Source organism: Rhodococcus sp. MTM3W5.2 (assembly GCF_001984015.1).
Taxonomy (GTDB): domain Bacteria; phylum Actinomycetota; class Actinomycetes; order Mycobacteriales; family Mycobacteriaceae; genus Rhodococcus_G; species Rhodococcus_G oryzae.
This window is the reverse complement of record NZ_CP019572.1, coordinates 1,142,803-1,166,312: the sequence shown is the minus strand read 5'-3', so window position 1 is coordinate 1,166,312 and position 23,510 is coordinate 1,142,803. Positions and strand designations below refer to the sequence as shown.

Below are 23,510 nucleotides of genomic sequence, written 5' to 3'. Positions count from 1 at the left end.
CCGCGAACAGGTAGCTCAGGTCGGTGCCCTCGAGGTTCGGTGGGATCTCGATCGGGTTGACCAGCCCCGCCCCCGACACATCGGTATCGGGAGCTTCTCGCACAGCGCCTTCGTCGCCGGGAACTGCGAGAGATTGGTCGACACGTTGAGCCTGACCCGGGCCCTGCCGTCGTCGGTCACGAGGTTGGACACGTTCTCGAATCCGGTTGGCGCCGTGTCGAGGATCTCCGCGAGCTGGTTCTGCTTGGTCGCGATCGCGCCGGTGAGCTGGGCCAGCTGGGCGACATCGGAGGTCAGGCCTGCGCCGTGTACGGACAGCAGCGCGGAGACCTGTCCGAGCAGCTCGGTCAGAGCGGACAGCGCACCGGTGATGTCGTCACGCTGTCCGGAGAACTCGTCGGCGGTGACCGTGATCGAGTCGACGAGCGAGTTGACGGTGCCCTGGTTGTCGGAGATCGCCTGCACCAGGACGCCAAGACCGTCGACGAGTTGTGTGATGTCCGCGGACTTCCCGGCGACCACCGATGTGGCCTGGGTGATCGTCGTGACGGCGTCGTGGAAGGGCTGACCGTTCCCCTCGAGCGCGTTGGCCGTGGTGTGCAGCAGGTCGCCGATCCCCGCACCCGGTGCGGCCGCCTCGGGGTTGAGGGCCAGGGTGAGCTCGTTGACCGACCGGGTCAGCTGATCCCATGAGAGCGGAGAGTGCGTGCGCTCGATCGGGATCACCGCTCCGTCCGGCAGGCTCGGACCGTCGACATAGCCGGGGTCGAGCTCCACGGTGCGGTCGCTGACCACCGACGGCGACATCACCCAGGCCTGCGCGTCCGCCGGGATCTTCGTCCCCCGAGGCAGGCTCATCGTGACGCGCACGCGCGAGCCCGCAGGCGTGACCGTCTCGATCCGCCCGGTCGGCACGCCGAGCACTGTCACCCGGTTGCCGGGGAACACGGCGTCCGTCTGCGCGAACTCGGCGGTGATCGTCATCGTCGCCTCGGGCCGCACGACAAATGCGACGAGCCCCGCCGCGACCCCCACCACTGCGGCGAGGGCACCGATGCGCCATCCGATGGCCCGCCTCATCACTTGCACCCCTGGACGAGTCCGGACACGCAGAGCCAGTTGTCGCCGATCAGGGTGGACGGGGAGTTCAGGTCGAGCCAGTTCCCGTTGCCCGTCGCGTTGGTGATGTAGCGGACGCTGGGCGCGAAGTTCTCGAGCAGGGTCGTGAGGGTCTGCTCGTTCTCGGTGAGGACGGCCGTGACGGCATCGAGTTCGGTGAGCACGGAGTCCAGCAGGGGCTGGTTCTCGCCGAGGAACTGGCTCGCCGCGGTGGTGAGCCGGTTGATGTCGGCGATGAGCGACCCGATCACGGCGCGGCGGTCGGCCAGCGTGCTGGTGAGCAGTTCGGCGTTGCCCAACAGGGTCACCAGGGTGTCCTTCTGGTCGACCAGGGTCTGCGTGGTGGCCTGCGCACTGCTCAGCAGCGCTCCGATCGACTCCGAGTTACGGGTGACGGCCTCGTTCACCGTCGTGATGCCCTCCAGCGACCGCCCGATCAGCTCGGGGTCGTCGGGGGCGACCTGCCCGATCGTCTCGACCATCGCCCGCAGCTGCTCGAGATCGAGGTTCTCGGTGGTGTTCTCGGCGCCACGGCCCAGGTCGTCGAGCGTGAACGGGACGCTCGTCCGCTCGAGGGGGATGGTCGAGCCCGGCGCCATCCGCCCCTGGCCCGCGGGGACGATGTCGAGGGATCGGCGGCCGAGCAGGGTGTAGATCTTGATCTCCGCCGACGTCCGGTCGCCGAGCACGACGCCGTCGTCCAACCGGAAGCCGACGTCGACGGTGTTGCCGCGCACGGTCATCGAGGTCACCACCCCGCTGGGCACGCCGGCGACATTGACGGTGTCCGCGGGCGCGAGCCCGGTCGCGTTGGCGACAAGGGCGTGGTACTCGCCGGTCCGCAGCGACAGGATCAGTTTGGGGACGGCGAGCGCGGCCGCGATGACCGCAAGCGCGACGAACACACAGACCACCCCGGCCCTGGCCGGGTGCTTGACCGTCAACCAGTTCATCGGCACACCGCCGATCGCTGCGGTCCCTCGAGCGACACCGACCGGTCGAGGGCGCTCCACCGGACATTGCAGAGGTAGATGTTGACCCAGCTGCCGTAGCTCGCGGCGACACCGAGCTCGGTGAACAGCTGGTCGAAGGCGACGGTGCCGTCGTGCAGGGAGGTCTGATTCGCGACCACGACGTCCGCAGCCGCGTCGAGCGAGCGCAGCGTCGGCGCCAGGTCGGGCTCCACCTGGTCGAAGACCCCAGCCAGGTTGTTCGCAAGGGCCCCTGCCGAATCCAGCGCGTCGGCTATCTGGTCGCGGTCCTCGGCCAGCCCGCCGACGAGCGTGTTCAACGAGTCGATCAGCTCGACGAAGTTCGGGCGATTGTCGACGGTCACCTTCAGCACGCCGCCCAGGTTCGCGATCAGCTCGTCGATGATCGCGTCCTTCGAGGCGAGGTTCTCCGTGACGGCGACGGTGCGGCGCAGCAGGCTCTCCATGGTGGCGCCCTGCCCCTGGAACACCCGGACGATCTCGGTCGCGAGCTGGTTCACCCCGGCTGGGTCGAGCGCGTCGAAGAGCGGGCGGAATCCGCCGAGTACCGAGGTCAGGTCCAGCGCCGGCTGGGTGCGCTCGACGGGGATCGTCGAACCGGGCGAGAGGAATTCGGACGTCATCGGACCGCTCGGTCCGGGTTCGATGGTCACCGCGCGCGCCCCGAGCAGGTCGGCGTAGCGGACCACGGCCCTGCCGTCGATCGGGATCCGCTGGTCGGCCTCCATCCGGAAGGTCACCACCGCCTGGTTGTCCACCAGGTCGACGCCGTTCACCCGGCCGACGCGCACGCCGGAGATCTGCACGTCGCTGCCCGGCACCAGCCCGGTGCCGTCGGTGAACACCGCCCGATACTCGGACGAGGCCCCGGCGACGGGGTTGATGAGCGTGCTGAACACGACGAGAGTGCTGGCAAGCGACAGCGCGGCGAAGACAGCGAAGCGGATGAGACTGGACCGGACCGACATCAGCGCACCACCGTGGTACCGCGCAGGATCGGCCCGGCCATCACCGACTCGAGATCGCCGCTGGTCCCGAACAATCGGGAGATCTGCGACTTCTCCGCGGGGCTGCCCACCGGACCAACGATTCCGCCGAACAGCGGCGCCAGCGGGTTGGGCGCCGTCTGCGTGCAGCTCGGCCCCTCGAGGTCACCGTACTTGGGGCACTGCGCCTTCCAGTACGGCTGCAGGTCCTTGGCCGAGAGCGTGAGGTCGGAGTTCAGCCAGGGCCCGCTCGCGACGGCGGGCGGCAGCGTCGTCACCAGGTTCTGCAGGCCCTGATAGACGGTGGTGATCTGCCCCGGCCTGGCGGTGAGCGAATCGAGCAGCCCGTCGGTGTCGTCGACGAGGGTGATGATGCGATCCCGGTTGTCGCCTGCGGCGGTGGCCTCCTCCGCCGTGCGGGTGCCCGCCGCGAGCAGGGCGGCCAGGCCCTGCTGCTTCTCCACGATGGTCCGGGACACGGTGATCGAGTTGTCCAGGGTGGCGAGCACATCGGGCGCCGCTGCGTCGAGCTCGCCTGCCAGCTCGGCGATGTCGTCGAGGTCGTCACCGAAACCGTCGAGCACCGGCTCCGACGCGACCAGCGTCCGGTGCAGCGCGTCGAGCGACTCCCCCAGCCGGGCGCCCTCGCCGTCGAGCGCGGTGGCCACCGCGGTCAGCGCGGCGTTGAGGTCGGCCGGGTCGATCGCGCCGACCAACTCGTAGATCCGCGAAAACGCCTGGTACAGCTGGACGGCGGCCTCCGACTGGTCCGCCTGCACGGTGTCGCCTGGCCGCAGGGACGGGGCCGAGGCGGTTCGGTCCGCGGATTCCGGCGACACCAGGTCCACGTAGTAGTCGCCGAAGACCGTGCGCGGCATCAGCCGCACCTGGACATCGGCGGGGATGCTCGCCATCTCCTCCTCGTCGAATCCGAGGGTGATCAGCGAGTCCCTGGTACCCGCGTCGATCCGCTCGACCCGGCCCACGTTCACCCCGCGGTACTGAATGGCCGAGTCCACCTTCAACGCGCCTGCGCTCGCCGGGACGGTCGCGGTGACCCGGGCAGGCGACTCGAATGTCCTTGCTCCCCAAGCGAACAGGAACACGTAGGCACCGCCGAACACGAGCACCGCGAGCGCGCCGCGCAGTGCGAGTGCGGCCGTGCCGCCGCCGAGGACCGTCGACCGCAGGCTCATCCGGTCAGCCCCGGCACCTGCGGCTTGAGCCCCCACAGCGCGACGGTCATGGCGACGTCGGTGAAGGCGAGGAACACGATGCTGGTGCGCAGCGCCCGGCCTGCGGCCCGGCCGACGCCCTCCGGCCCGCCGGTGGCGGTGTACCCGTAGTAGCAGTGCACCAACGTCACCACCACCGCGAACACCAGCACCTTCACCAGCGAGAGCCAGATGTCGTTCGGGGAGAGGAACAGGCTGAAGTAGTAGCCGTAGGTGCCCTCCGACTGTCCCTTGACGCCGACCACCGCGAGGGCCGTCGCCATGTACGAGGCGAAGAGGCCGACGAGGTAGAGCGGGATGACCGCGATCATGGCCGCGAGCACCCGTGTGGTCACCAGGTAGCGCAGCGACGGGATGGCCATCACGTCGAGCGCGTCGATCTCGTCCGAGATCCGCATCGCGCCCAGCTGGGCGGTGAAACCAGTACCGACCTTGGCCGCCAGGGTGATCGCGGCGACGAGCGGCGCCACCTCCCTGGTGTTCGCGATCGCCGACATGACCCCGGACAGCGGGGCGAGCCCGACCAGGTTCAGCCCGCGGTAGCCCTCGAGCCCGATCTGCGAACCCGCGAAGAAGGAGATCGCGAAGATGACCACGACGCTGCCCCCGCCCGCCAGCAGGGTGCCCGACCCGAACGCGATCTGGGCGATCAGGCGCATGACCTCGCGCCAGTAGCGGACGATCGTGGCGGGGACGGCGGCGACGACCTGGGCGTAGAAGGTGAGCTGCTCGCCGAGCCGGGCGAGCAGCGCGACGGTCCGCTGACCGAATCGCCTGGTGCGGATCGCGACGGGAAGGTGCATCAGTAGGCACCCTTCACCGAGACGAAGAGCGGATAGAACTGGGTGATCGCCAGGTTCGCGATGAACACGAGGATGAACGAGAGCACCACGGTCTCGTTGACGGCATCCCCGACGCCCTGCGCGCCCTTCTTCACGGTCAGGCCCCGATAGCTGGCGACGATTCCCGAGATGAGGGCGAAGGCCACCGCCTTGAGTCCGGAGACAACGAAGTCCGCGGGCTGGCTGAACTGCACGACGTTGCGCAGGAAGCTCTGGGAATTGCCGTCCAAGATGAGCACGTGCACGAGCAGGCTCGCGCCGAGCCCGATGACGAGGACGATCGAGTTGAGCAGCACGCACACCACGGCGATCGCGATCATCCGCGGCACGACGAGCCGCTCGATCACCGGCAGTCCGAGGACCTCGAGGGCGTCGATCTCCTCGCGGATGGTCCTGGCGCCCAGGTCCGCGCAGATCGCGGATCCGCCGACGCCCGCGATGATCAGGGCGCAGACCAGCGGGCCCGCCTGTCCGATGATGAGGAACGCCACCACCGCGCCGCTGTAGGCCCCCGCGCCGATCTGGTCGGCCAGCGAGCCGATCTGCAGCGCGACCCCCACGCCGAGCGGGATCATCACCAGTGCCGAGGCGACCGTGGTGACGTGGGCGAGGAACCACATCTGGTCGACGCATTCGCGCCAGGCGAACCTGCGGCGGCGCACGCTGGTCAGCGCGGCGAGGGCGACCCGAACGGCGAACACGAACAGCAGGCCCATCTCCGCGGAGAAATGCGCGAACATGTTCGGCTTGTCCTGCGCCGCGGCCGGCTCCGCCTCGGCGGGCACGGCGAGCACCACCGCCGGGTCTTCAGTCGCCGCCATCCCGCTCCCGCCTCGCGTGTGACTCGAGCCTCGCGAGCGCCGCCCCCGTGGCGCCCATCACAGGGTCGTGAGCGTAACAGGTTTCCTGACTTCTGAGTAAGGTTACTTTTCAGTAAGTTACCGGACGGCGGCAGCGGCCAGGGTTCCGCCGAGGGTCAGGCGGCAGGCAGATGCGGCTCCAGCGCCCGCATGATCGCCGCGCGGGGCTTGGCGCCGACCATCGTCGCAACCACGTCTCCGCCGATGAACAATGCCATGGTCGGCATGCTCATCACCTGATACTCCCTGGCGATCCCTGGGTTCTCGTCGACATCCAAGGCTATGACGGCGAGGCGACCGACCTCCTCGTCGGCGATCTGCTCGAGGACCGGCGCGACCATCTTGCACGGAGGGCACCAGCTCGCGGTGAACTCGACGAGGACGGGCGTCTCGGACGAGAGCACGTCGGCGGCGAAGGCGGCATCGGTGGTGGTGGCCAGGGACATGGAGCACTCCTTTGTCTCGGTACTTGCTGTCTCGGTACTTGCTGTCTCGATATCTGCTGCGGGATCGAGCGTCGGACTCAGCGGTTGACCTGGGCGATAACTCGGTCGTGCACGTCCGCATCCCCGCCGCACTCACACACAAGGCGCGCGGTCACCCGGCCGCCGCAGCCCGTGTGCCGGTAGACCACCTCGGGCACCCCGCCGTCGGCGAGGTGCTTCTCCCCCCAGTCGGAGAACGCGGCCAGCACCGGCAGCAGGTCAAGCCCGGCATCGGTGAGGACGTACTCCTGCCTGGCCCGGCTGCCAGGGACCCGGTAGTCCCTTGTGGCCAACACGCCCGCGGCGATGAGCCGCTGCAGGCGGTCCGACAGCACCCCGCGCGGAGCGCCGGTGGCGGCCCGGAGCTCGTCGAAGCGGCGGAGGCCGAGCGCGACCTCGCGAACGATCAGCAGGGCCCACCGCTCGCCGACCACGGCGAGGGTTTCGGAGAGTGTGCATGTCACGGTGCTGAGTCTAGACCCAGGACTTAGCTATCTGCCAGACCCGCGGCGATATAGTGGCGACGGATGTGATCCGCATCACATCACCGGTCTGAGGGGGCGGACCGCAGCTCGACGCCGGGAGGAACGCCATGCCCTTCTACCGCCAGGTCGGCCAGGTGCCGCCGAAGCGCCACACGCAGTTCCGCACGCCCGGCGGCGACCTCTACCGCGAGGAACTCATGGGCGAGGAGGGCTTCTCCTCCGACTCCGCGCTGCTGTACCACCTCGGCACCCCCTCGGCGATCGTCGACTCGACGGCATGGGAACTCCCCGACCAGTCGCTGACGCTCAATCACCCCCTCCGGTCACGGCACCTCAAACTCCACGAGCTGGCTCGGAGCCAAGGGGACACCGACCCCGTGACCGGTCGACGCCTCGTGCTCGGCAACGACGACGTCCGGATCTCCTACGTCGCGGCGCAGCTGGATTCGCCGCTGTACCGGAACGCCGTCGGCGACGAGTGCGTCTTCGTCGAAGCCGGATCCGCCACCGTCGAGACCGTGTTCGGGTCGCTGAGCGCCCGAAGGGGCGATTACGTCCTGCTCCCGCGCGGCACCACTCATCGGTGGCTGCCGAACCCCGGTGAACCGTTGTGCGCGTATGCGATCGAATCGAGCAGCCACATCGGGCCCGTCCACCGGTACCTGTCGCGCTTCGGGCAGTTGCTCGAGCACGCGCCCTATTGCGAGCGCGACCTCCACGCGCCGACCGAGCCGCTGCTCCGCGACGCCACCGACGTCGAGGTGCTGGTCAAACACCGCGGAGGAACCGGGCTCGTCGGCACCCGCCTGGTCTACCCCACCCACCCGTTCGACGTGGTCGGGTGGGACGGCTGCCTCTACCCGTACACCTTCAACGTCGCCGATTTCGAACCGATCACCGGCCGGGTGCACCAGCCCCCGCCCGCCCATCAGGTGTTCGAGGGCGCGGGGTTCGTGATCTGCAACTTCGTGCCGCGCAAGGTCGACTACCACCCGCTCGCCATTCCGGTGCCGTACTACCACTCCAACGTCGACTCCGACGAGGTCATGTTCTACGTCGACGGCGACTACGAGGCGCGCAAGGGCTCGGGCATCGGCCGCGGCTCGATCTCCCTGCACCCCGGCGGAATCGCACACGGACCGCAGCCGGGGGCGGCCGAGGCCAGTATCGGCGCCGAGTTCTTCGACGAGCTCGCCGTCATGGTCGACACCTTCCGGCCGCTCGCGCTCGGCGAGGGCGGGCTGGCCGTCGAGGATCCCGCCTACGCCTGGTCCTGGTCTGGCCGGGGGCCGTCGTCATGACCGCCCTACTCGCGCACCTCGTCGACGACGCAGGCCTGTTCGAACCCGCCGGGCTCGACATGGCGGCGGCGGTGACACGCCACCGCCGCGACCTCACGTCCGGACAACCGATGCTGACGCACCGGTTCGTGTGTCCCGCGTCCCGGATCCTCGAGCTGCTCGGTCACCTCGACGCCGACGACCGGTTCGCACTGCTGGTCACCGCGGACGTGCCCTCGCTCGCGGATACCCTTGCGGCACTGCACCACTCCCCAGGGGCCGAGCTGGTGGGCATCGAGTCGAGGCTGACGGCGGGCCCCGGCGACCTGGCTGCGCTGATCGATGCCGCCGGGGGCGCGACAGCGGCGGTGCCCTTTTTCGTGGAGCCGGCGACCTTCGCCGACACCGCAGGGGTGATCTCCGCGCTGGCCGAGCGCCGGGCCGGAGACGGGGCGCCGCTCGGGGTGAAGCTGCGCTGCGGCGGAACCGACGCCGGACTGTTCCCGACGCCGGCCGCCCTGGCCGCCGCGCTGGTGACGGCCGCGGGCGCTGGAGTGCCCGCCAAGGCCACCGCCGGGCTGCACCACGCGATCCGGCAGACCGACCAGGCGACCGGCATCACCCATCACGGGTTCCTCAACCTGGTGCTGGCCGCGGACACCGCTCGATCCGGATCGGCCGCGGAGACCGCCGCGATGCTGGCCGACGAGGACCGGGACCGGCTGCGCGGGGTCGCCCGCGCGCTGCACGACCCGGTGCCTGCCCGGGCGGTGCTGACCTGTTTCGGGTCCTGCGACACCGAGACCCCGATGCTCGAGGCGGTCCGGCTCGGCCTCGCGCCCACCCGATCGGGCGGCGGCCCTGCCACTTTCGGACTCGGAGGGACCCAGGAATGACCGAACACCTCCCGTATGGCGTGTTCTCCACCGACGCCCTGCACCGGCACATCGGCGTCGCGATCGGCGACCAGGTGCTCGACCTCACCTCCGTCATCGACGAGGCCGCGCTGCGGTCGACCACCCTCAATGCCTTCCTCGCCCTCGGTCGCGCGCGCTGGGCGGAGGTACGCGCCGAGATCACCGAGCTGGTGGCGGACCCGGCGAACCGACAGCGGATCCGGCCGTATCTGCACCCGCTGTCCGAGGCGCACATGCACCTGCCGTTCGACGTAGCGGACTACGTGGACTTCTACGCGTCCGAGCAGCACGCCACCAACCTGGGCCGGATGTTCCGTCCCGGCGAGCCGCCGCTACCGCCGAACTGGAAGCACCTGCCGATCGGCTATCACGGCCGCGCGGGCACCGTCGTACCGTCCGGCACCGCCATCGTGCGACCCACCGGCCAGCGCAAGGCCCCGGACGAGTCGACGCCAACCGACGGTCCGACCCGCAGGCTCGACATCGAGGTCGAGCTCGCGTTCGTGGTCGGCACCCCGAGCGATCTCGGAACCTGCGTCCGGACAGCGGACTTCGCCGATCACGTCTTCGGCGTCGTCCTGCTCAACGACTGGTCCGCCCGCGACCTGCAGTCCTGGGAGTACGTGCCGCTCGGCCCCTTCCTCGGCAAGTCCTTCGCCACCTCGATCTCGCCGTGGGTGGTACCCCTGGCCGCGCTTGAGGCGGCCCGGCTGCCCATCGGGGCGCAGGACCCGGAGCCGCTCGACTACCTGCGCGACACCGAGAACTGGGGTCTGGACATCGATTTCGAGGTCCAGCTGAACGGGCAGGTCGTCTCCCGGCCCCGCTACCGCGGGATGTACTGGTCACCTGCGCAGATGTTGGCGCACCTGACCGCCAACGGCGCCCGCCTGCGCACCGGTGACCTGTTCGCCTCGGGGACCGTCTCCGGCCCGGGACGCGACCAGGTCGGTTCCCTGATCGAGCTGACCGACTCGGGCCGGGAACCGATCACCTTGGCCGACGGCAGCACCCGCGCCTTCCTCGAGGACGGCGACGTGGTGACCATCGCGGCCACCGCGCCCTCCCCCGCAGGCGGACGATTCACGCTCGGCGAGGTGACCGGGACGATCCTGCCCGCGGTGCCGCGCACGAGGTGAGCCGCTACCCGTCGCCCTCGACTCGCTGACCGACGGTGTGTTGCACCACGACGGCCGGGTTCCAGGGGACGATCTCGTCGACCGAGCCCTGGAGTTCGTCGATCGGTGGCAGGTCGGACGGGCTCGTCACGTCGACGACGACGGTGTCCGACTGGATCGTGACCGTGCCGACCTCGGCGGACGGGGTGCCGCCGAGCCACTGCTCCGTGGCATCACGCACCTGGCTCGCCCAGAGACTCGAGAGCGAATTGAGCACCATCGGGACGGACACGACGACGAAGGCCGCGCCGATGGCGAGGTAGGCGCGGCTGCGCCGAGCCGCACCGGAGGTTTCGGCCGCGTCACGCGCGTAGCCCGCGAGCATGAGGACCACCGTGCACGCGGTGACGAGGGCCAGCACGTTCGAGAGGAACAGCACCAGCGCCCCGGCGGCGAGGGACGGTGCACCCGACCCGAGGCAGACCCCGACCACTCCCAGCGGCGGCACGAGCGAGATGGCGATCGCCACGCCGGGGAGCACGTCGCCGACGTCGCGGCGGGCGATGGCGATCGACCCGGCGAACCCGGTCGCGATCGCGGCCAGCAGATCCATCAGCGTCGGCGAGGTGCGTCCCGTCACCTGCGAATTGGTCAGCACATTGGTGGGATTCGGGAGAAGCTGCGCGATCAGCGCGCCGAGCGCGACGACGGCAATGGCGCTGACGAGGACGTACAGCATGCTCCGGCCCACCGCACCGGCCCGCCCGGTGACGATGCCGAGCCCGATGCCCAGGATCGGGGTCGAGAGCGGCGCCACGATCATCGCGCCGATGACGGTGGCGGTGGAGTCGCTGATCACCCCGGCGACGGCGATGGTCGCCGACAGCAGCAACATCAGCCAGTAGGCCGAGCGTTTGGCGATGACATCGCCGACCTCGAGGTCCAAACGATCGCCGAGCTCGTCGAGGCTGCGGCGTTGGTTGTCCGGTATCAGCGTGATCATCGTCGTCCTCGCACGTTCGGCTTCTCGACCCTGACCTGACCTGGCCAGGTCAGCATAGGGCGGCGGGCGCCCTCCGGGGCTCACCTCCGACCCGCGCCACGCGCCAGGCAACGCACCGCGACGCTCACGCACGACCGCGGCCGCTGCGCTACCGTCGGAACCATGGCCACCACAGCGGACCACCTGCGGACCACACTCGACGGGCAGTGGCGGGAGGTGCGCGAGAAGGTCCGGGTGGACCTGACCCGCGAGGAGTTCGCGCCGCATTTCACCCCGGACCTCCAGGCCGCGCGGGCCAAGGCGCTCGAGCAGATGCGGATTCTCGCCGAGTCCGGATACGCGGCCAACGGCTTCGCGGCCGCGCACGGTGGTACCGGCGACGTCGGCGCCGCGGTGACGAGCATCGAGATGCTCGCCATGTCGGACCTCTCGCTCATGGTCAAGGCAGGCGTCCAATGGGGCCTGTTCGGCGGCGCCATCGAGAACCTCGGTACCGCAAGCCATCACGCGGCCTACGTCAAGCCGCTGATCGACCTCGACCTGCTCGGCTGCTTCGCGATGACCGAGACCGGCCACGGCAGCGACGTCCAGGCACTCGAGACCACCGCGACCTACGACCCGGCCACGCAGGAATTCGTGATCGACTCCCCGACCCCGTCCTCCCGCAAGGACTACATCGGCGGTGCGGCCCAACACGCCCGGATGGCAGCGGTGTTCGCCCAGTTGATCACCGCGGCACCGGGCGAGGAGGCGACGTCGCGGGGCGTGCACTGCTTCGTGGTGCCGATCCGCGGCGAGGACGGCGCCGACCTGCCGGGGGTCACCACCTCCGACTGCGGACACAAGGGCGGGCTGCCCGGGGTCGACAACGGCCGGATCGTCTTCGAGCAGGTGCGGGTGCCGCGAGAGAACCTGCTCAACAGGTACGCCGACGTCGCTGAGGACGGGACGTACTCCTCCCCGATCGAGAACCCGAACCGGCGCTTCTTCACCATGGTGGGCACCCTGATCCGCGGCCGCGTCACCGTCGGCGGGGCCGCGGGCGCCGCCGCCCGGGTGGCGCTGAGCATCGCGACCCGATACGCGTTGCAGCGCAGGCAGTTCGACAAGCCCAAAAGCGACGACGAGGTCCTCATCATGGACTACCTGGTGCACCAGCGCCGGCTGCTGCCGCTGATCGCGAAGTCCTACGCGCTGCACTTCGCGCAGAACCAGCTGGTGACCAGGCTGCACGACATCCAGACCGCGGACGAGGTGGACCCGCAGGAGCAGCGCGAGCTGGAGGCCAGGGCCGCCGGGCTCAAGGCCGCCAACACCTGGCACGCCACCCGCGCGATCCAGGAATGCCGCGAGGCCTGCGGCGGCGCAGGCTATCTCACCGAGAACCGGCTCGTCGCGCTCAAGGCGGACACCGACGTGTTCACCACCTTCGAGGGCGACAACCACGTGCTCACCCAGCTCGTCGCGAAGGAGCTGCTCACCTCGTACGCCGACGAGGTCCGCGGCATGAGTCCCGTCGACTGGATGCGCTTCGCGGCCACCACCGTCTCCGACCTGGTCAAGACGCGCACCGCGGCCCAGCAGATCATCCAGACCATCCTCGACACCCGGCAGGACAACGAGGAGGACGGCAGCCTGTTCAACCGGGGCACCCAGCTGAAGATGTTCGAGGACCGCGAGGAATACCTGCTGTCGACGGCGGCCCGGCGGCTGCAGGGCGCGCAGAAGCGCGAGGACGACCCGTTCGACGCCTTCAACTCCGTCCAGGACCACGTGTTGCGCGCGGCCGAGGCGCACATCGACCGGGTGGTGCTCGAGGCGTTCGTCGCAGGCATCGACTCGTGCGAGGACGAGACGGCAGCCGACCTGCTCGGTGACCTGTGTGACCTGTACGCGCTCACGGTCATCGAGGACGACAAGGCCTGGTTCATGGAGCACCGGCACCTGTCCGTCGAGCGCGCGAAGGCGGTGACCCGCGGCGTCAACGAACGCTGTCGGACGTTGCGCCCGCACGCCCTGACACTGATCGAGGGGTTCGCGGTGCCGGAGTCCACCCTCGGCGCGGCGATGCTGGGCGGCTGATCGGCGGCCCGGCGACGGCGTCCTGTCACGGACACAGCGACGTCACCTCGCCGCCGATCGATGCGGTCACACAGCCCGGCTGTACCGCGCCGAGGTCGGCATCCTCGAATGCGTGATCGCCGAAGTTCGCAGTGACCTCGAGCGTTCCGTCGCCGAAGGTGGTCCGCTGCACCGAGCGGTCCTCGGTCAGCCGGCGGAAGTCGGTCATCGGCTCGGTCCCGGCGGCCTCCTGGATGGTGGCGAAGAACTTCTGCATGGTCGCCATCCGCGGCCCCTCCTCCGCGATGGTCTGTGCGTTCAGGGCGTAGTTCAACGGGGTGTTGTAGAGCATCGCGAGCAGAGCGCGGGTGGTCTGCTCCGACGGCAGCTTGTTGAAGGACAGCTCCCACCGATCCGTGCTGACAACCGAATCGTGCAGCACCGTCTCGTACAGCGGCACACGGTACTTCGGGTCGAACATCCCGGTTCGCAGCTTCGCGGGCAACTCGACCGGCTTGAAGAAGGCCGCCGGTCCGTTCTTCCCCCAGTACGCACCCCACGTCGCCTTGTCCCGTTCCACCTTCCAGAGGTCGTTCAGCACCGGGGTGCTCGAGCCGTGACTGAAGGACACGACGCCGTTGGCCCACGACCCGACCGTCTCCGATCCCAGCACCAGGTCCTCGCCGATCACCCCCATGCGATCGAGGCGGTTCTGCCGGTCCCCGGCCTGGGTCATCCGATGGTCGGGGCTGTGGTCGTCGAACACCTCACCCGTCGCATCGACGTCGAGGAAGTAGCTGGTCGCGCCGTTGTCCACCTTCGCGGCGACCCGACTCGCCAGCAGATCCGGGCGCGCGGCCAGCGCCTGGGAGCTCAGATAACAGCCCCGGCCGCCAAATCCGCCCACCCGCTCGCCGTTCTCGTCGACGACGCAGTCCCCGGCCACACCCCGTCGGGCCATCGAGACGACGGGTTGTCGACCTCGCCCGCCGGGTCCTGCGCGTTGCCGAAGGTGTCGTACGGGCCGACGAGATAGCCCGCGGCCGTTGCCGTCTCGACGGCCTCCCGGCTCATCGGCTGCTCGTCCGAGTCGTAGCCCAGCCACATCCTCGAGAGGCCGAGCTCCTCCAGCCTGCGCATCGACTCGGGAGTGCGGCCGTCGCCCCACAGGTAGGCGTGGAAGGCGCCGACGAGCTTCGCGGTGTCCGGGTTCTCGGCGATCTTCTGCTTCAGGGTGCGCAGGCCGCCCTGCTGCAGCAGCAGCGCGCGGTAGTCCTTCGCCGCTGCCACCGGCGATCCGTCGGTGACCGACAGTGCCACGGTGTACGTGCCGGTGCCCCTGGCCTCACTGAACTCGTGCACGGACGTGCCGCGCAGCCGGCCGTCCACCGAGCTGAACCCGAGGGTGGTGCCGATGTCGGTCGGGACCAGGTAGCTCGCGCCGAGGGCGCCTGCGCTGTATCCCCAGAACGGCATGGTCAGGTCCTGCAGCCGTTCGCCCTCCTCCCCGACCAGGCCGGTGTCGGGGTCGTTCCAGAAGGCGTCGTCGACCGGGATGCTCAGCCCCTCACCCCGCGGCAGCTGCAGGTCCCGCGCACCGGCGCCCGTCACCGGCCAGGCCAGCTCCTGATCGCCGCGGCCGGTCATGTCGACGACGAGCCGACCGTCGCGCGCGGTCGCCGTGACGTCGAGACCGCGTTCGGGATATGACCAGTGCGCGCGGTCGGCGTCCACCGAGATCTCCCCTGGTGTGCCCAGGTCCGTCGCCGCGGCGGCGGACAGCTCGACGGGGCCGCGAACGGTCAGGTCGTTCACATCGACCCGCGCCTCACCGCCGTCGATCGGCACGATCACCGAGCTCCCGTCCACGCGGATCGACGAATCAGACTGCCCTGCAGAACATCCCGTTGCCGCGAGTGCCAATGCCACGGCCCCCACCGTTGCCGTCGCGACAGCTCGAGTCGATTTCAGTGCTCTCATGACCGGCGAAGGTAGGCGCCGAACGTTAGAGGAAGATCAGAGCAGCGCGCCGAGCGGCAGACGGGCTCACCGGGAGGGTGGCAACCGCACCGTGAAGAGCGCACCGCCGTCGGGTGCGTTTGCCGCGGTGATCACCGCCCCGTGCGCTCGGGCGATCTGCTGCGCCATGGCGAGACCGAGCCCGGACCCCGCGGTGCCCCGCGAGCGCGCCGATCGGTAGAAGCGCTCGAAGACCAGACCCAGGTCCGCCTCGTCGATGCCGGGGCCGTGATCGCGCACCGTGAGGACGCCCTCCGCCAGGGTGATGTCGACCGCGCCGCCTGCGGCGCTGAACTTGGCCGCGTTGTCGACCAGGTTCGAGACCAGCTTCGCCAGCCGCGCGCGGGTTCCGTGCACGGTGTGCGCACTGACCGAGACCAGGAAGTCGATCTCCGGCCGGTGCGCGCGGGCGGCCTCGACGACCTCCGCCACGACATCGTCGAACGCCACGTCCTCGGTCGCGATGTCCGGTTCGGATCCCTGTGCGAGGCCGACGATGTCGTCGATCAGCGTGCGCATGTCGGCGGTGCTGCGGGCCAGCGCCGCCCGCACCCTGGTCTGCTGCTCGTCGGTCAACCCGTCGCCTCGCGCCAGCAGCTCGGCGTTCGCGATGATTCCCGTCAGCGGTGTCCGCAGCTCGTGCGAGGCGTCGGAGACGAGCTGACGCTGAGCGCGGAGAGCGTCGTCGAGGGCCCGCAGCATGGTGTTGATCGATTCGCCGAGCTGCGCCAGTTCGTCGGACCCGTCCACGACGATCTCCCGACTCGGATCACGTTCCTTCGCTACCCATTGCGCCTCGCGGGAGAGTCGGGCGACTGGACGCAGCGAGTAGCGCGCCACGGCGTAGCCGAGCGCGGCGCTGATCACGATGCCGATGCCGCACAGCAACGCCAGGAACCGGGCGATCCGGTCCAGCGCCCGGAATTGCTGATCGGCGCGGACGGCGACCAACAGCGCACCGCCGTCCAGCAGCGGGGTCACGTACATCCGACCGGGCAGGCCCACGAGATCGATGTTCGTCAGGAAGGGATCCGACTCGCCCCTGATGACGGCGTCGACGCCCTCCGGTTCCGGCAGCACGACGGGCCGCTCGTCCACGGTCTCGAGCACCTCGAAGCACGCGGGCGAGGCGAGCGTCGCGCATTCGGTCCCATCACCCAGATCCTTGCCCGCGTGCAGTTGCAGCTGCAGCGCGGTCGCCTCCCTGATCAGCCCGAGGTCCAGGCTCCGGTACACCTCGCGGGAGGAGATCCAGTAGGCCCCGGCCGCACAGGCGAGCACCACCGCCGCCACCGCGAGCGACGTGACGATCGCCATGCGCGTCCGCAGCGGCAGTCGGCCCCGCGTCACGGCGGCGCCAACCGATAGCCGAGTCCGCGTACGGTCTGGATGATGCGCGGCTCGCCGCCCGATTCCAGCTTCGTGCGGAGATAGCTGACGTAGACGGCCAGCGAATTGGACTGGGGCCCGAAGTCGTGCCCCCAGACCCGGTCGGTGATGACCTCCCGCGTCAGCGTCTGACCGGGATTGGCCATCAGCAGCTCGAGCAGCGCGAACTCGGTCTGCGTGAATTCGATGCTCCGACCCGAACGGACGCCGCGCCGGCCCTCCGGGTCGATCGTGAGGTCCCCGAATTCCACGGCCGGCTCAGGGGGCGCCGCTCGGCGCAGCAGCGCCCGCACCCGGGCCGCGAGTTCATCGATGTCGAAGGGCTTCGGCAGGTAGTCGTCCGCGCCCGCGTCGAGCCCGGCGATCCTGTCTCCCACCTCGGAGCGGGCCGTCAACACCAGGATCGGGATCCGATCGCCCTGCCCCCGCAGCAGCCGGCACACCGCCAGGCCGTCGACACCGGGCATCATGACGTCGAGCACCATCGCCGCGAAGGTGTCCTGCGCGATTGCCGCCAGCGCCGCGCTCCCGTCGCCCACCGACCGCACCTCGTGTCCATCGAGTTCGAGCGCTGTCACGACAGCCTCGCGCACCGAGGAATCGTCGTCGACGACAAGGATCATCACCCCATCGTGCCCGACATCGGTCGGCCCCGGCCACGACTGTCGCCGGTCGACCTCAGAGGAGATGGTGGTCGCGCCTGCTCACCCGCCGGGTCCGCAACCAGTACTGCCACGAGAATCCCGGCCACACAGAGTGGTTGGTTCCGTTGGCGTCGACGTACCAGCTCGAGCACCCACCCGTGCTCCAGACCGCGGTGCCAAGGCGCGCGTGCAGGTCGTCGTGGAAGGCGGCCTGCGCGTCCGCGCGGACGTCGAGGGCACTCGCACGCTCTCGGTCGACCAGTTCCATCGCCCGCAGCGCGTACCGCACCTGTGACTCGATCATGAACACGACCGAGTTGTGCCCCAGCCCGGTGTTGGGCCCGGTGAGGAAGAACGCGTTGGGCAGGCCCGAGACCGAGATGCCGAGATGGGTCCTGATCCCGTCCCGCATCCACCGCTCCTGCAGGGTGACCCCGTCGCGACCGGCGAGGGGCAGCCGCGCCAGCGAGCCGGCCACCCGGAATCCGGTCGCGTACACGATGACGTCCGCCGCGCGCCTCGTCCCGTCCGCGGTGACGATCCCGTCCGGCGTGATCTCGGCGATCCGGTCCGCGATCAGCTCCGTGCCAGACCGGGCCAGCGCCGGGAAGTAGCTGTCGGAGCGCAGAATTCGCTTGCAGCCGATCCGGTAGTCCGGGGTGAGCTTCGCCCGGAGGGCGGGGTCCGGGACCTGACGGCGGAGGTGCCGCTTCGCCCGCCACTCCATCGGCCGGGTCAGGGCGGGGTGCCCGTTGAGACCGACGGCAAGGAGTTCGGCGTTCCAGTAGGTCATGCTCCTGACGAGTCCGCGGAGCACCGGCACCCGCCCGACCGCACGCGTGAGCCGCCCGGCCTCCCGGCGCGGCAACACCCAGGGCGGCGTGCGCTGGTACAGCTGGACCGAGCCGGCCGCGGCCGCGAGCTCGGGCACCATCTGGATCGCGCTCGCGCCGGTTCCGATCACCGCGACCCGCTTGCCTGTGAGGTCGACGCTGTGGTCCCATCGCGCCGAATGAAACGCGGGCCCGCCGAAGGACGCGGCCCCCGGCGTCTTCGGCACCTTGGGCAGATGGAGCGCTCCGGTGCCGACCACCAGGTACTGCGCCACGAACTCCAGTCCGGTGGTGGTGAACAGGTGCCACCGCCCGTTGACCTCGTCCCAGTGACCGCGCTCGACCTCGACGCCGAATTCGATCTTGTCCCGGAGTCCGTACTTGACGCTCACCTTGCGCAGGTAGTGGAGGATCTCCGGCTGCGATGCCCGGACACCGCCCCACGCCTGCTGTTCGAAGGAGTACGAGTACAGGGCGGACGGCACGTCGCACTCGCAGCCGGGGTAGGTGTTCTCCCGCCAGGTGCCGCCGACGTCCTCGGCCTTCTCGAGCACGATGAAGTCGTCATGACCCGCTCGGGTCAGGCCTGCCGCCATGCCGAGCCCGGCGAAGCCCGCCCCGATGACCAACACCCGGGTGTGCCGGACCTCGCCATGACCTGTCACTGCCTGTTTCACCGATCTCCCTGCCCTCACGCTAACTTGAACAGTGTTCAAGTTGGCGTGGGGTCAGCGCAAATCGGCAGGGCCGGGTGTCAGCGGAATCTGCGCAACCGCAGACTGTTCCCCACCACGAACACCGAGGACAGCGCCATCGCCGCGCCTGCGATCATCGGGTTCAGCAGGCCGAGCGCGGCCAGCGGGATGGCCGCGACGTTGTAGGCGAACGCCCAGAACAGGTTCGCCCTGATGGTGCCGAGCGTGGCCCGGGAGAGCCGGATCGCCTGCGGCACCGAGCGCAGGTCGCCGCGCACCAGGGTCAGATCGCCCGCCTCGATCGCGGCGTCCGTCCCGGTTCCCATCGCCAGCCCGACGTCCGCGGTGGCGAGCGCCGCCGCGTCGTTCACGCCGTCGCCGACCATGGCGACGACGGCGCCGTCGCGCTGCAGGCCCGCCACGTGCGCTACCTTGTCGGCGGGCAGGACCTCCGCGATCACCCGGTCGATGCCGACGCTCCGCGCCACCGCGTGCCCGACCTCTGCGCGATCGCCGGTCAACAACACGGGGGTCATGCCGAGCGCCACGATCTGCGCGACCGCCTCCGCGCTGGTGGGCTTGACGGCGTCGGCGACCGTGATGGCGCCGCGGATCTCCCCGCCCCAGGCCACCGCGACGGTGGTGCGCCCGGCCTCGAACACCGACCGCAGCTCCGAGGGGATCGGGCCGTCCGGCCGCCCGACGCTGACCCGGACCCCCTCGACCAGTCCGACGACGCCGATGCCGGGGCGGTTCTCGAACTCCGTCACCGACGGCGCCGGCCCACCCGCCACCGCGATCGACCGGGCCACCGGGTGTTCCGACGCGCCCTCCACCGCGGCCGCAAGCGCCAGCACTCGATCGGGGCTCTCGCCGTGCACCGCGACCACCTGGTCGAGCGTCATCCGGCCCGTGGTGACGGTGCCGGTCTTGTCCAGCACGACGGTGTCGATCCGCTTGGTCTGCTCGAGCACCTCGGGCCCCCTGATCAGGATTCCGAGCTGGGCGCCGCGCCCGGTCCCCACCAAGAGCGCGGTGGGCGTGGCCAGTCCGAGCGCACAGGGGCAGGCCACGATGAGCACCGCGACCGCGGCGGTGAAGGCCTCCGTCGCGGCGTGCCCGGTGACCAGCCAGCCCGTCAGCGTCGCCGCCGCGACGACCAGCACCACCGGGACGAACACCGCCGACACCCGGTCCGCGAGCCGCGCGACCGCCGCCTTGCCGTTCTGCGCCTCGGTGACGAGCGCGGCGATGTGGGCCAGCTGGGTGTCGGCGCCGACCCGCTCGGCCCGCACCACGAGTCGCCCGTTGGTGTTCACGGTGCCGCCGACGACGGCATCGCCGCCGGAGACCTCGATCGGCACCGACTCACCGGTGACCATCGACGCGTCCACGGCAGCGGCGCCCTCGAGCACCCGTCCGTCGGTGGCGATCTTCTCCCCCGGCCGCACCACGAATCGGTCCCCGACCCGCAACTCGCCCACCGGGATTCGCAGCTCGGCGTCGGCTCGCAGCACCGCCACGTCCTTGGCACCGACCTCGATCAGCGCCCGCAGCGCGGCGCCCGCGCGGCGCTTGGCCCGCGACTCCGCGTACCGGCCCGCGAGCAGGAAGACGGTGACCGCGGCGGAGACCTCGAGATAGATCTGTCCCGACGGGTCGTGCGCGCCCAACCGCAGCGTGAACTCGTGGGTCATCCCGATCTGCCCCGCGGTACCGAACACCAACGCCCACAACGACCATCCGTACGCGGCAAGGGTGCCGAGCGAGACGAGCGTGTCCATCGTCGAGCTGCCGTGACGGGCGTTCGTCAGCGCCGCCCGGTGGAACGGATAGCCGCCCCAGAACACCACCAGGGTGGTCAGCGCCAGCGCCACCCATTGCCAGTAGTCGAACTGCAGCGCCGGGATCATCGAGAGCGCGACGACCGGGACGGCCGCCACCGCCGAGATCGCCAGGCGGCTGCCGAGGTGATCCGGCGCCGGTTCCGCGGGCCCGGCAGCGGCGGGGCCCGCAGGCATCGACACGGCCGCGGAATACCCCGCAGACTCGACCGCGGACACCAGTTCGGCGGGCTGCACGCCCGCCGGATAGCGAACGTGGGCCCGCTCGGTGGCGAAATTGACGGTGGCGCGGACACCGTCGATCTTCGCCAGCTTGCGCTCGATCCGGTTCGCGCAGGAGGCGCACGTCATCCCGCCGAGATCGAGGTCGAGCTCGCGCTCCGCGACGTCGACGGTGTCCAGCGCGCCACGGCCGGCGGCGGTCATGGCGCCAGCTCGTAGCCCGCCTCTTCGACCGCCTCGGCGACGGCCTGCGGGTCGAGCTCGGACTCACTGGTCACACGGACCGCTCCGGTGGCCAGGTCCACGAGCACCTCGGTGACACCGGCGATGGCGCCGACCTCCTCGGTGACCGAGGCGACGCAGTGCCCGCAGGTCATGCCCGTGACGGTGTACGTGGTCTGCATCAGTGCCTCTCCTAGGACCGGACGAGGCGGGCGATCGCGTCCGAGGCCTCTTTGACCTTCGCGTCGGCCTCCGGGCCGCCCTTCTTGGCCGCCTCGACGACGCAGCCCGCGAGGTGCGCGTCCATCAGTTTCAGCGAGACCGATTGCAACGCCTTCGTTGCCGCCGACACCTGGGTCAGGATGTCGATGCAGTACCGGTCGTCGTCCACCATCCGCGAGATGCCCGCGACCTGTCCCTCGATGCGGCGAAGCCGCTTGAGGAGGTCGTCCTTCTCCGGGGAGTATCCGTTCATGCCCCTACCATACCCCCGTGGGTACTAGCTGCCAGGGTGGGCCGCTGTTCGACCGGTCACTGCGGTCCGCCGCGGTCCCGCCTCCTGACCACATCGATCACCAACAAGCCGGCCACGATCACCAGCGCGGTCGCCGCCCCGATCCAGGTGCCCGAGTAGTGCGTGCCGGTGAACGCGGGCGCACCGTCCATCGCGGGCGCGAAGTCCGAGGTCTGCACGCCCCGATTCCAGCACCAGACCGCGGCCGCGGTCGCGAGCACCGCCAGGCCCAGCTCCACGATCCGCGTCATCCGTTCGCTCACCGCTCACCGTCCTCCGCCTCGTCCGCCACCAGCAGCTCCAATTCGGTCCGCAACCCGTCACCGTCCCGCGCCCACGCCCGCACCACCGAGCCGTCCCGCAGCCGCAAGCCGATCGCGGTGCGGCGTCGCGGCACCCCGGACAGCTCGCCGAGAGAGGGGGCGGTCTCCCACGGCTCCAGATCCTCGGCGAACGGATCCGCCTCGGGCAGGACCAGGGCGATATCGGCCACCTCGAGCGTCTCGGCGCCGTTGCGCAGCACCGCCGGGGTGAGCAGCACACTCGCGTGCCGCCGGGCCGCCACCACCTGAAGGGAGACCAACCCCGCGAGCAGCACGGAGAACAGCACCAACCCGAGCCAGTGCACACCCGAACCGATGATCGCCTCCACGACGAGCACGACCAGGCACAGCGCAGGGCCGAGTGCGACCAGCCACCACCGTCCGCCCGGTTCCTCGAACAGGATCGGCTCGGCCGCGTCACTCACCGGCAAACCACTCCGCCGAGGACCTCAGATAGATGAGCACGCCGGCCACCAGCGCGAGCAGCGAGACCAGCAGCGTCGGCACCTGACCGAGACCGGTCGCCAGCAGCCCGAGCTGCAGCACGAAGAACACCGCCGACAGCGCGACGACCGCCCGCCGAAAACGCGGATCCCCCGCCCTGGTCGGCCCCGCCATCAGCCCGACGCCGAGCCCGGTGAGCAGCGAGACGGCGCCGGAGCCACGCAGCAGCACGATGAACTCGTCCACGCTGTCGGGGTTCGCACCGCGCGCCACCAGTTCCTCCCGTATGGCGGTGCCGGGAGACGTCAGGGCCAGCAGCCCGAAGAGCACCAGCAGCGCCGCACAGACCAGCCACAGCCAGTACGCGACATCGACAGGGCGAGGACGGGCCCGCGCGTCACCCACGACGGCTACTGCGCCTTCGGTCCGGGCACGAAGTACCGGTTCGACTCGCTCCGGTGCATCAGGATCACCGCACCGACGGACAGCACCGCCTGCAGGATGCCCGCCCCGCCCGCGACCATCCCGGCAACGCCGCCACCGGCGCCGAGCCCGAACAGCGCGGGGATCGCGAAGAAGACCATCGTCACGCCGATCATGGTGACCAGCATCCGGGCCCAGTTCCTGCCGCTGCGCATCTTGAACACGAACAGCAGGTACAGGCCGGTCAGCGCCAGCCCGAGCAGCGCGGTGACGCCGAGCCCGACCAGCAGCAGACCCTCGGCCGCCGAGGTGCTGATCTCCACCGTCGGATCCTGGGCGTGCACGTCCTTGATCAGCTGATCGGCGAAGGTCTTCCGATCCGCGGCCACCATCGCGAGGGTGGCGAAGAGGTTCACCACACCGAGAGCGGCGACCCCGCACAGCAACTGGAAGGCGGTACCCACGTCGACGGGCGCCGCGGGTCGCGGGTCCTGCGCGACGGGGCCGGTCGGGGGCGCTGGCGGCCATGGGGCGGTCATGACACCACCGTAACCA

General features: G+C 70.2%; 25 protein-coding genes. 4 read left to right on the top strand and 21 right to left on the bottom strand.

The genetic code is table 11. The features are described 5' to 3' along the window. Positions 1–15: 15 nt before the first annotated feature. The 8 genes from BTZ20_RS05485 to BTZ20_RS05450 form a co-directional block, all read right to left on the bottom strand. Entirely contained in the window at positions 16–1,080 is a 1,065-nt protein-coding gene (locus BTZ20_RS05485) for an MCE family protein (protein WP_077040677.1), read from the bottom strand. Then, positions 1,080–2,072, bottom strand: coding sequence for an MCE family protein (locus BTZ20_RS05480; protein ID WP_077043503.1), 993 nt, complete (start codon positions 2,070–2,072; stop codon positions 1,080–1,082). Before BTZ20_RS05480 ends, BTZ20_RS05485 begins: the two co-directional genes overlap by 1 nt. Beyond that, a complete protein-coding gene (locus tag BTZ20_RS05475) occupies positions 2,069–3,079 on the bottom strand; it encodes an MCE family protein (RefSeq protein ID WP_077040676.1) in 1,011 nt (336 codons plus the stop codon). The genes BTZ20_RS05480 and BTZ20_RS05475 overlap by 4 nt, the downstream gene beginning before the upstream one ends. Continuing rightward, positions 3,079–4,293, bottom strand: a complete 1,215-nt coding sequence (locus BTZ20_RS05470; RefSeq protein WP_077040675.1) for an MlaD family protein — start codon at positions 4,291–4,293, stop codon at positions 3,079–3,081. Before BTZ20_RS05470 ends, BTZ20_RS05475 begins: the two co-directional genes overlap by 1 nt. Beyond that, positions 4,290–5,135 (bottom strand): MlaE family ABC transporter permease, encoded by an 846-nt coding sequence (locus BTZ20_RS05465; protein WP_077040674.1) that lies wholly within the window; start codon positions 5,133–5,135, stop codon positions 4,290–4,292. Before BTZ20_RS05465 ends, BTZ20_RS05470 begins: the two co-directional genes overlap by 4 nt. Further along, positions 5,135–5,995 carry an MlaE family ABC transporter permease gene (locus tag BTZ20_RS05460; protein ID WP_223263644.1) on the bottom strand — a complete coding sequence of 287 codons (861 nt, stop codon included), beginning with the start codon at positions 5,993–5,995 and terminating at the stop codon, positions 5,135–5,137. The genes BTZ20_RS05465 and BTZ20_RS05460 overlap by 1 nt, the downstream gene beginning before the upstream one ends. A gap of 155 nt (positions 5,996–6,150) precedes the next feature. Then, positions 6,151–6,480 (bottom strand): thioredoxin, encoded by a 330-nt coding sequence (gene trxA / locus BTZ20_RS05455; protein WP_077040673.1) that lies wholly within the window; start codon positions 6,478–6,480, stop codon positions 6,151–6,153. 77 nt (positions 6,481–6,557) lie between these two features. After that, positions 6,558–6,983, bottom strand: a complete 426-nt coding sequence (locus BTZ20_RS05450) for a winged helix-turn-helix transcriptional regulator (protein WP_077040672.1) — start codon at positions 6,981–6,983, stop codon at positions 6,558–6,560. Positions 6,984–7,111: 128 nt separating this feature from the next. Here BTZ20_RS05450 and BTZ20_RS05445 point away from each other — a divergent pair, with 128 nt between their 5' ends. The 3 genes from BTZ20_RS05445 to fahA are packed head-to-tail and all read left to right on the top strand — an operon-like array spanning position 7,112 to position 10,340. Next, on the top strand, positions 7,112–8,305 hold the full coding sequence (locus tag BTZ20_RS05445; protein ID WP_077040671.1) for a homogentisate 1,2-dioxygenase: 1,194 nt from the start codon (positions 7,112–7,114) through the stop codon (positions 8,303–8,305). Beyond that, positions 8,302–9,180, top strand: a complete 879-nt coding sequence (locus tag BTZ20_RS05440; RefSeq protein ID WP_077040670.1) for a hypothetical protein — start codon at positions 8,302–8,304, stop codon at positions 9,178–9,180. Before BTZ20_RS05445 ends, BTZ20_RS05440 begins: the two co-directional genes overlap by 4 nt. Next, complete coding sequence (gene fahA / locus BTZ20_RS05435; RefSeq protein WP_077040669.1) at positions 9,177–10,340, top strand: fumarylacetoacetase; 1,164 nt, start codon at positions 9,177–9,179, stop codon at positions 10,338–10,340. The genes BTZ20_RS05440 and fahA overlap by 4 nt, the downstream gene beginning before the upstream one ends. Positions 10,341–10,344: 4 nt before the next feature. Here fahA and BTZ20_RS05430 read toward each other — a convergent pair whose 3' ends face one another. After that, positions 10,345–11,322 carry a DUF389 domain-containing protein gene (locus BTZ20_RS05430; protein ID WP_077040668.1) on the bottom strand — a complete coding sequence of 326 codons (978 nt, stop codon included), beginning with the start codon at positions 11,320–11,322 and terminating at the stop codon, positions 10,345–10,347. A gap of 162 nt (positions 11,323–11,484) precedes the next feature. Between BTZ20_RS05430 and BTZ20_RS05425 the strand changes: the two genes are divergently transcribed. Then, the gene (locus BTZ20_RS05425; protein ID WP_077040667.1) at positions 11,485–13,404 is read left to right on the top strand and encodes an acyl-CoA dehydrogenase; all 1,920 of its coding nucleotides are present in this window, start codon (positions 11,485–11,487) and stop codon (positions 13,402–13,404) included. A gap of 25 nt (positions 13,405–13,429) precedes the next feature. On the opposite strand, the gene BTZ20_RS26610 is transcribed toward BTZ20_RS05425, so the two are convergent. The 12 genes from BTZ20_RS26610 to BTZ20_RS05370 all read right to left on the bottom strand — a co-directional run bounded on the left by BTZ20_RS26610 (position 13,430) and on the right by BTZ20_RS05370 (position 23,494). Beyond that, positions 13,430–14,344, bottom strand: coding sequence for a glycoside hydrolase (locus BTZ20_RS26610; RefSeq protein ID WP_145982219.1), 915 nt, complete (start codon positions 14,342–14,344; stop codon positions 13,430–13,432). Then, entirely contained in the window at positions 14,257–15,312 is a 1,056-nt protein-coding gene (locus BTZ20_RS28910) for a glycoside hydrolase (RefSeq protein WP_189636599.1), read from the bottom strand. The genes BTZ20_RS26610 and BTZ20_RS28910 overlap by 88 nt, the downstream gene beginning before the upstream one ends. A gap of 117 nt (positions 15,313–15,429) precedes the next feature. Next, positions 15,430–16,719 (bottom strand): sensor histidine kinase, encoded by a 1,290-nt coding sequence (locus BTZ20_RS05415; protein WP_145982217.1) that lies wholly within the window; start codon positions 16,717–16,719, stop codon positions 15,430–15,432. 29 nt (positions 16,720–16,748) lie between these two features. Next, on the bottom strand, positions 16,749–17,417 hold the full coding sequence (locus BTZ20_RS05410; RefSeq protein WP_223263643.1) for a response regulator transcription factor: 669 nt from the start codon (positions 17,415–17,417) through the stop codon (positions 16,749–16,751). Positions 17,418–17,469: 52 nt separating this feature from the next. After that, complete coding sequence (locus tag BTZ20_RS05405) at positions 17,470–18,945, bottom strand: flavin-containing monooxygenase (RefSeq protein ID WP_223263642.1); 1,476 nt, start codon at positions 18,943–18,945, stop codon at positions 17,470–17,472. Positions 18,946–19,022: 77 nt separating this feature from the next. Further along, the gene (locus BTZ20_RS05400; protein ID WP_077040664.1) at positions 19,023–21,233 is read right to left on the bottom strand and encodes a heavy metal translocating P-type ATPase; all 2,211 of its coding nucleotides are present in this window, start codon (positions 21,231–21,233) and stop codon (positions 19,023–19,025) included. Further along, complete coding sequence (locus BTZ20_RS05395) at positions 21,230–21,433, bottom strand: heavy-metal-associated domain-containing protein (RefSeq protein ID WP_077040663.1); 204 nt, start codon at positions 21,431–21,433, stop codon at positions 21,230–21,232. Before BTZ20_RS05395 ends, BTZ20_RS05400 begins: the two co-directional genes overlap by 4 nt. 11 nt (positions 21,434–21,444) lie before the next feature. Then, positions 21,445–21,726 carry a metal-sensitive transcriptional regulator gene (locus BTZ20_RS05390; RefSeq protein WP_072842629.1) on the bottom strand — a complete coding sequence of 94 codons (282 nt, stop codon included), beginning with the start codon at positions 21,724–21,726 and terminating at the stop codon, positions 21,445–21,447. A gap of 56 nt (positions 21,727–21,782) precedes the next feature. After that, a complete protein-coding gene (locus tag BTZ20_RS05385; RefSeq protein WP_223263641.1) occupies positions 21,783–22,028 on the bottom strand; it encodes a hypothetical protein in 246 nt (81 codons plus the stop codon). Beyond that, positions 22,025–22,513 (bottom strand): hypothetical protein, encoded by a 489-nt coding sequence (locus tag BTZ20_RS05380; protein ID WP_077040661.1) that lies wholly within the window; start codon positions 22,511–22,513, stop codon positions 22,025–22,027. The genes BTZ20_RS05385 and BTZ20_RS05380 overlap by 4 nt, the downstream gene beginning before the upstream one ends. After that, entirely contained in the window at positions 22,506–22,937 is a 432-nt protein-coding gene (locus BTZ20_RS05375) for a hypothetical protein (RefSeq protein WP_077040660.1), read from the bottom strand. The genes BTZ20_RS05380 and BTZ20_RS05375 overlap by 8 nt, the downstream gene beginning before the upstream one ends. Positions 22,938–22,942: 5 nt before the next feature. Then, complete coding sequence (locus tag BTZ20_RS05370; RefSeq protein WP_077040659.1) at positions 22,943–23,494, bottom strand: hypothetical protein; 552 nt, start codon at positions 23,492–23,494, stop codon at positions 22,943–22,945. Positions 23,495–23,510: the final 16 nt, after the last annotated feature.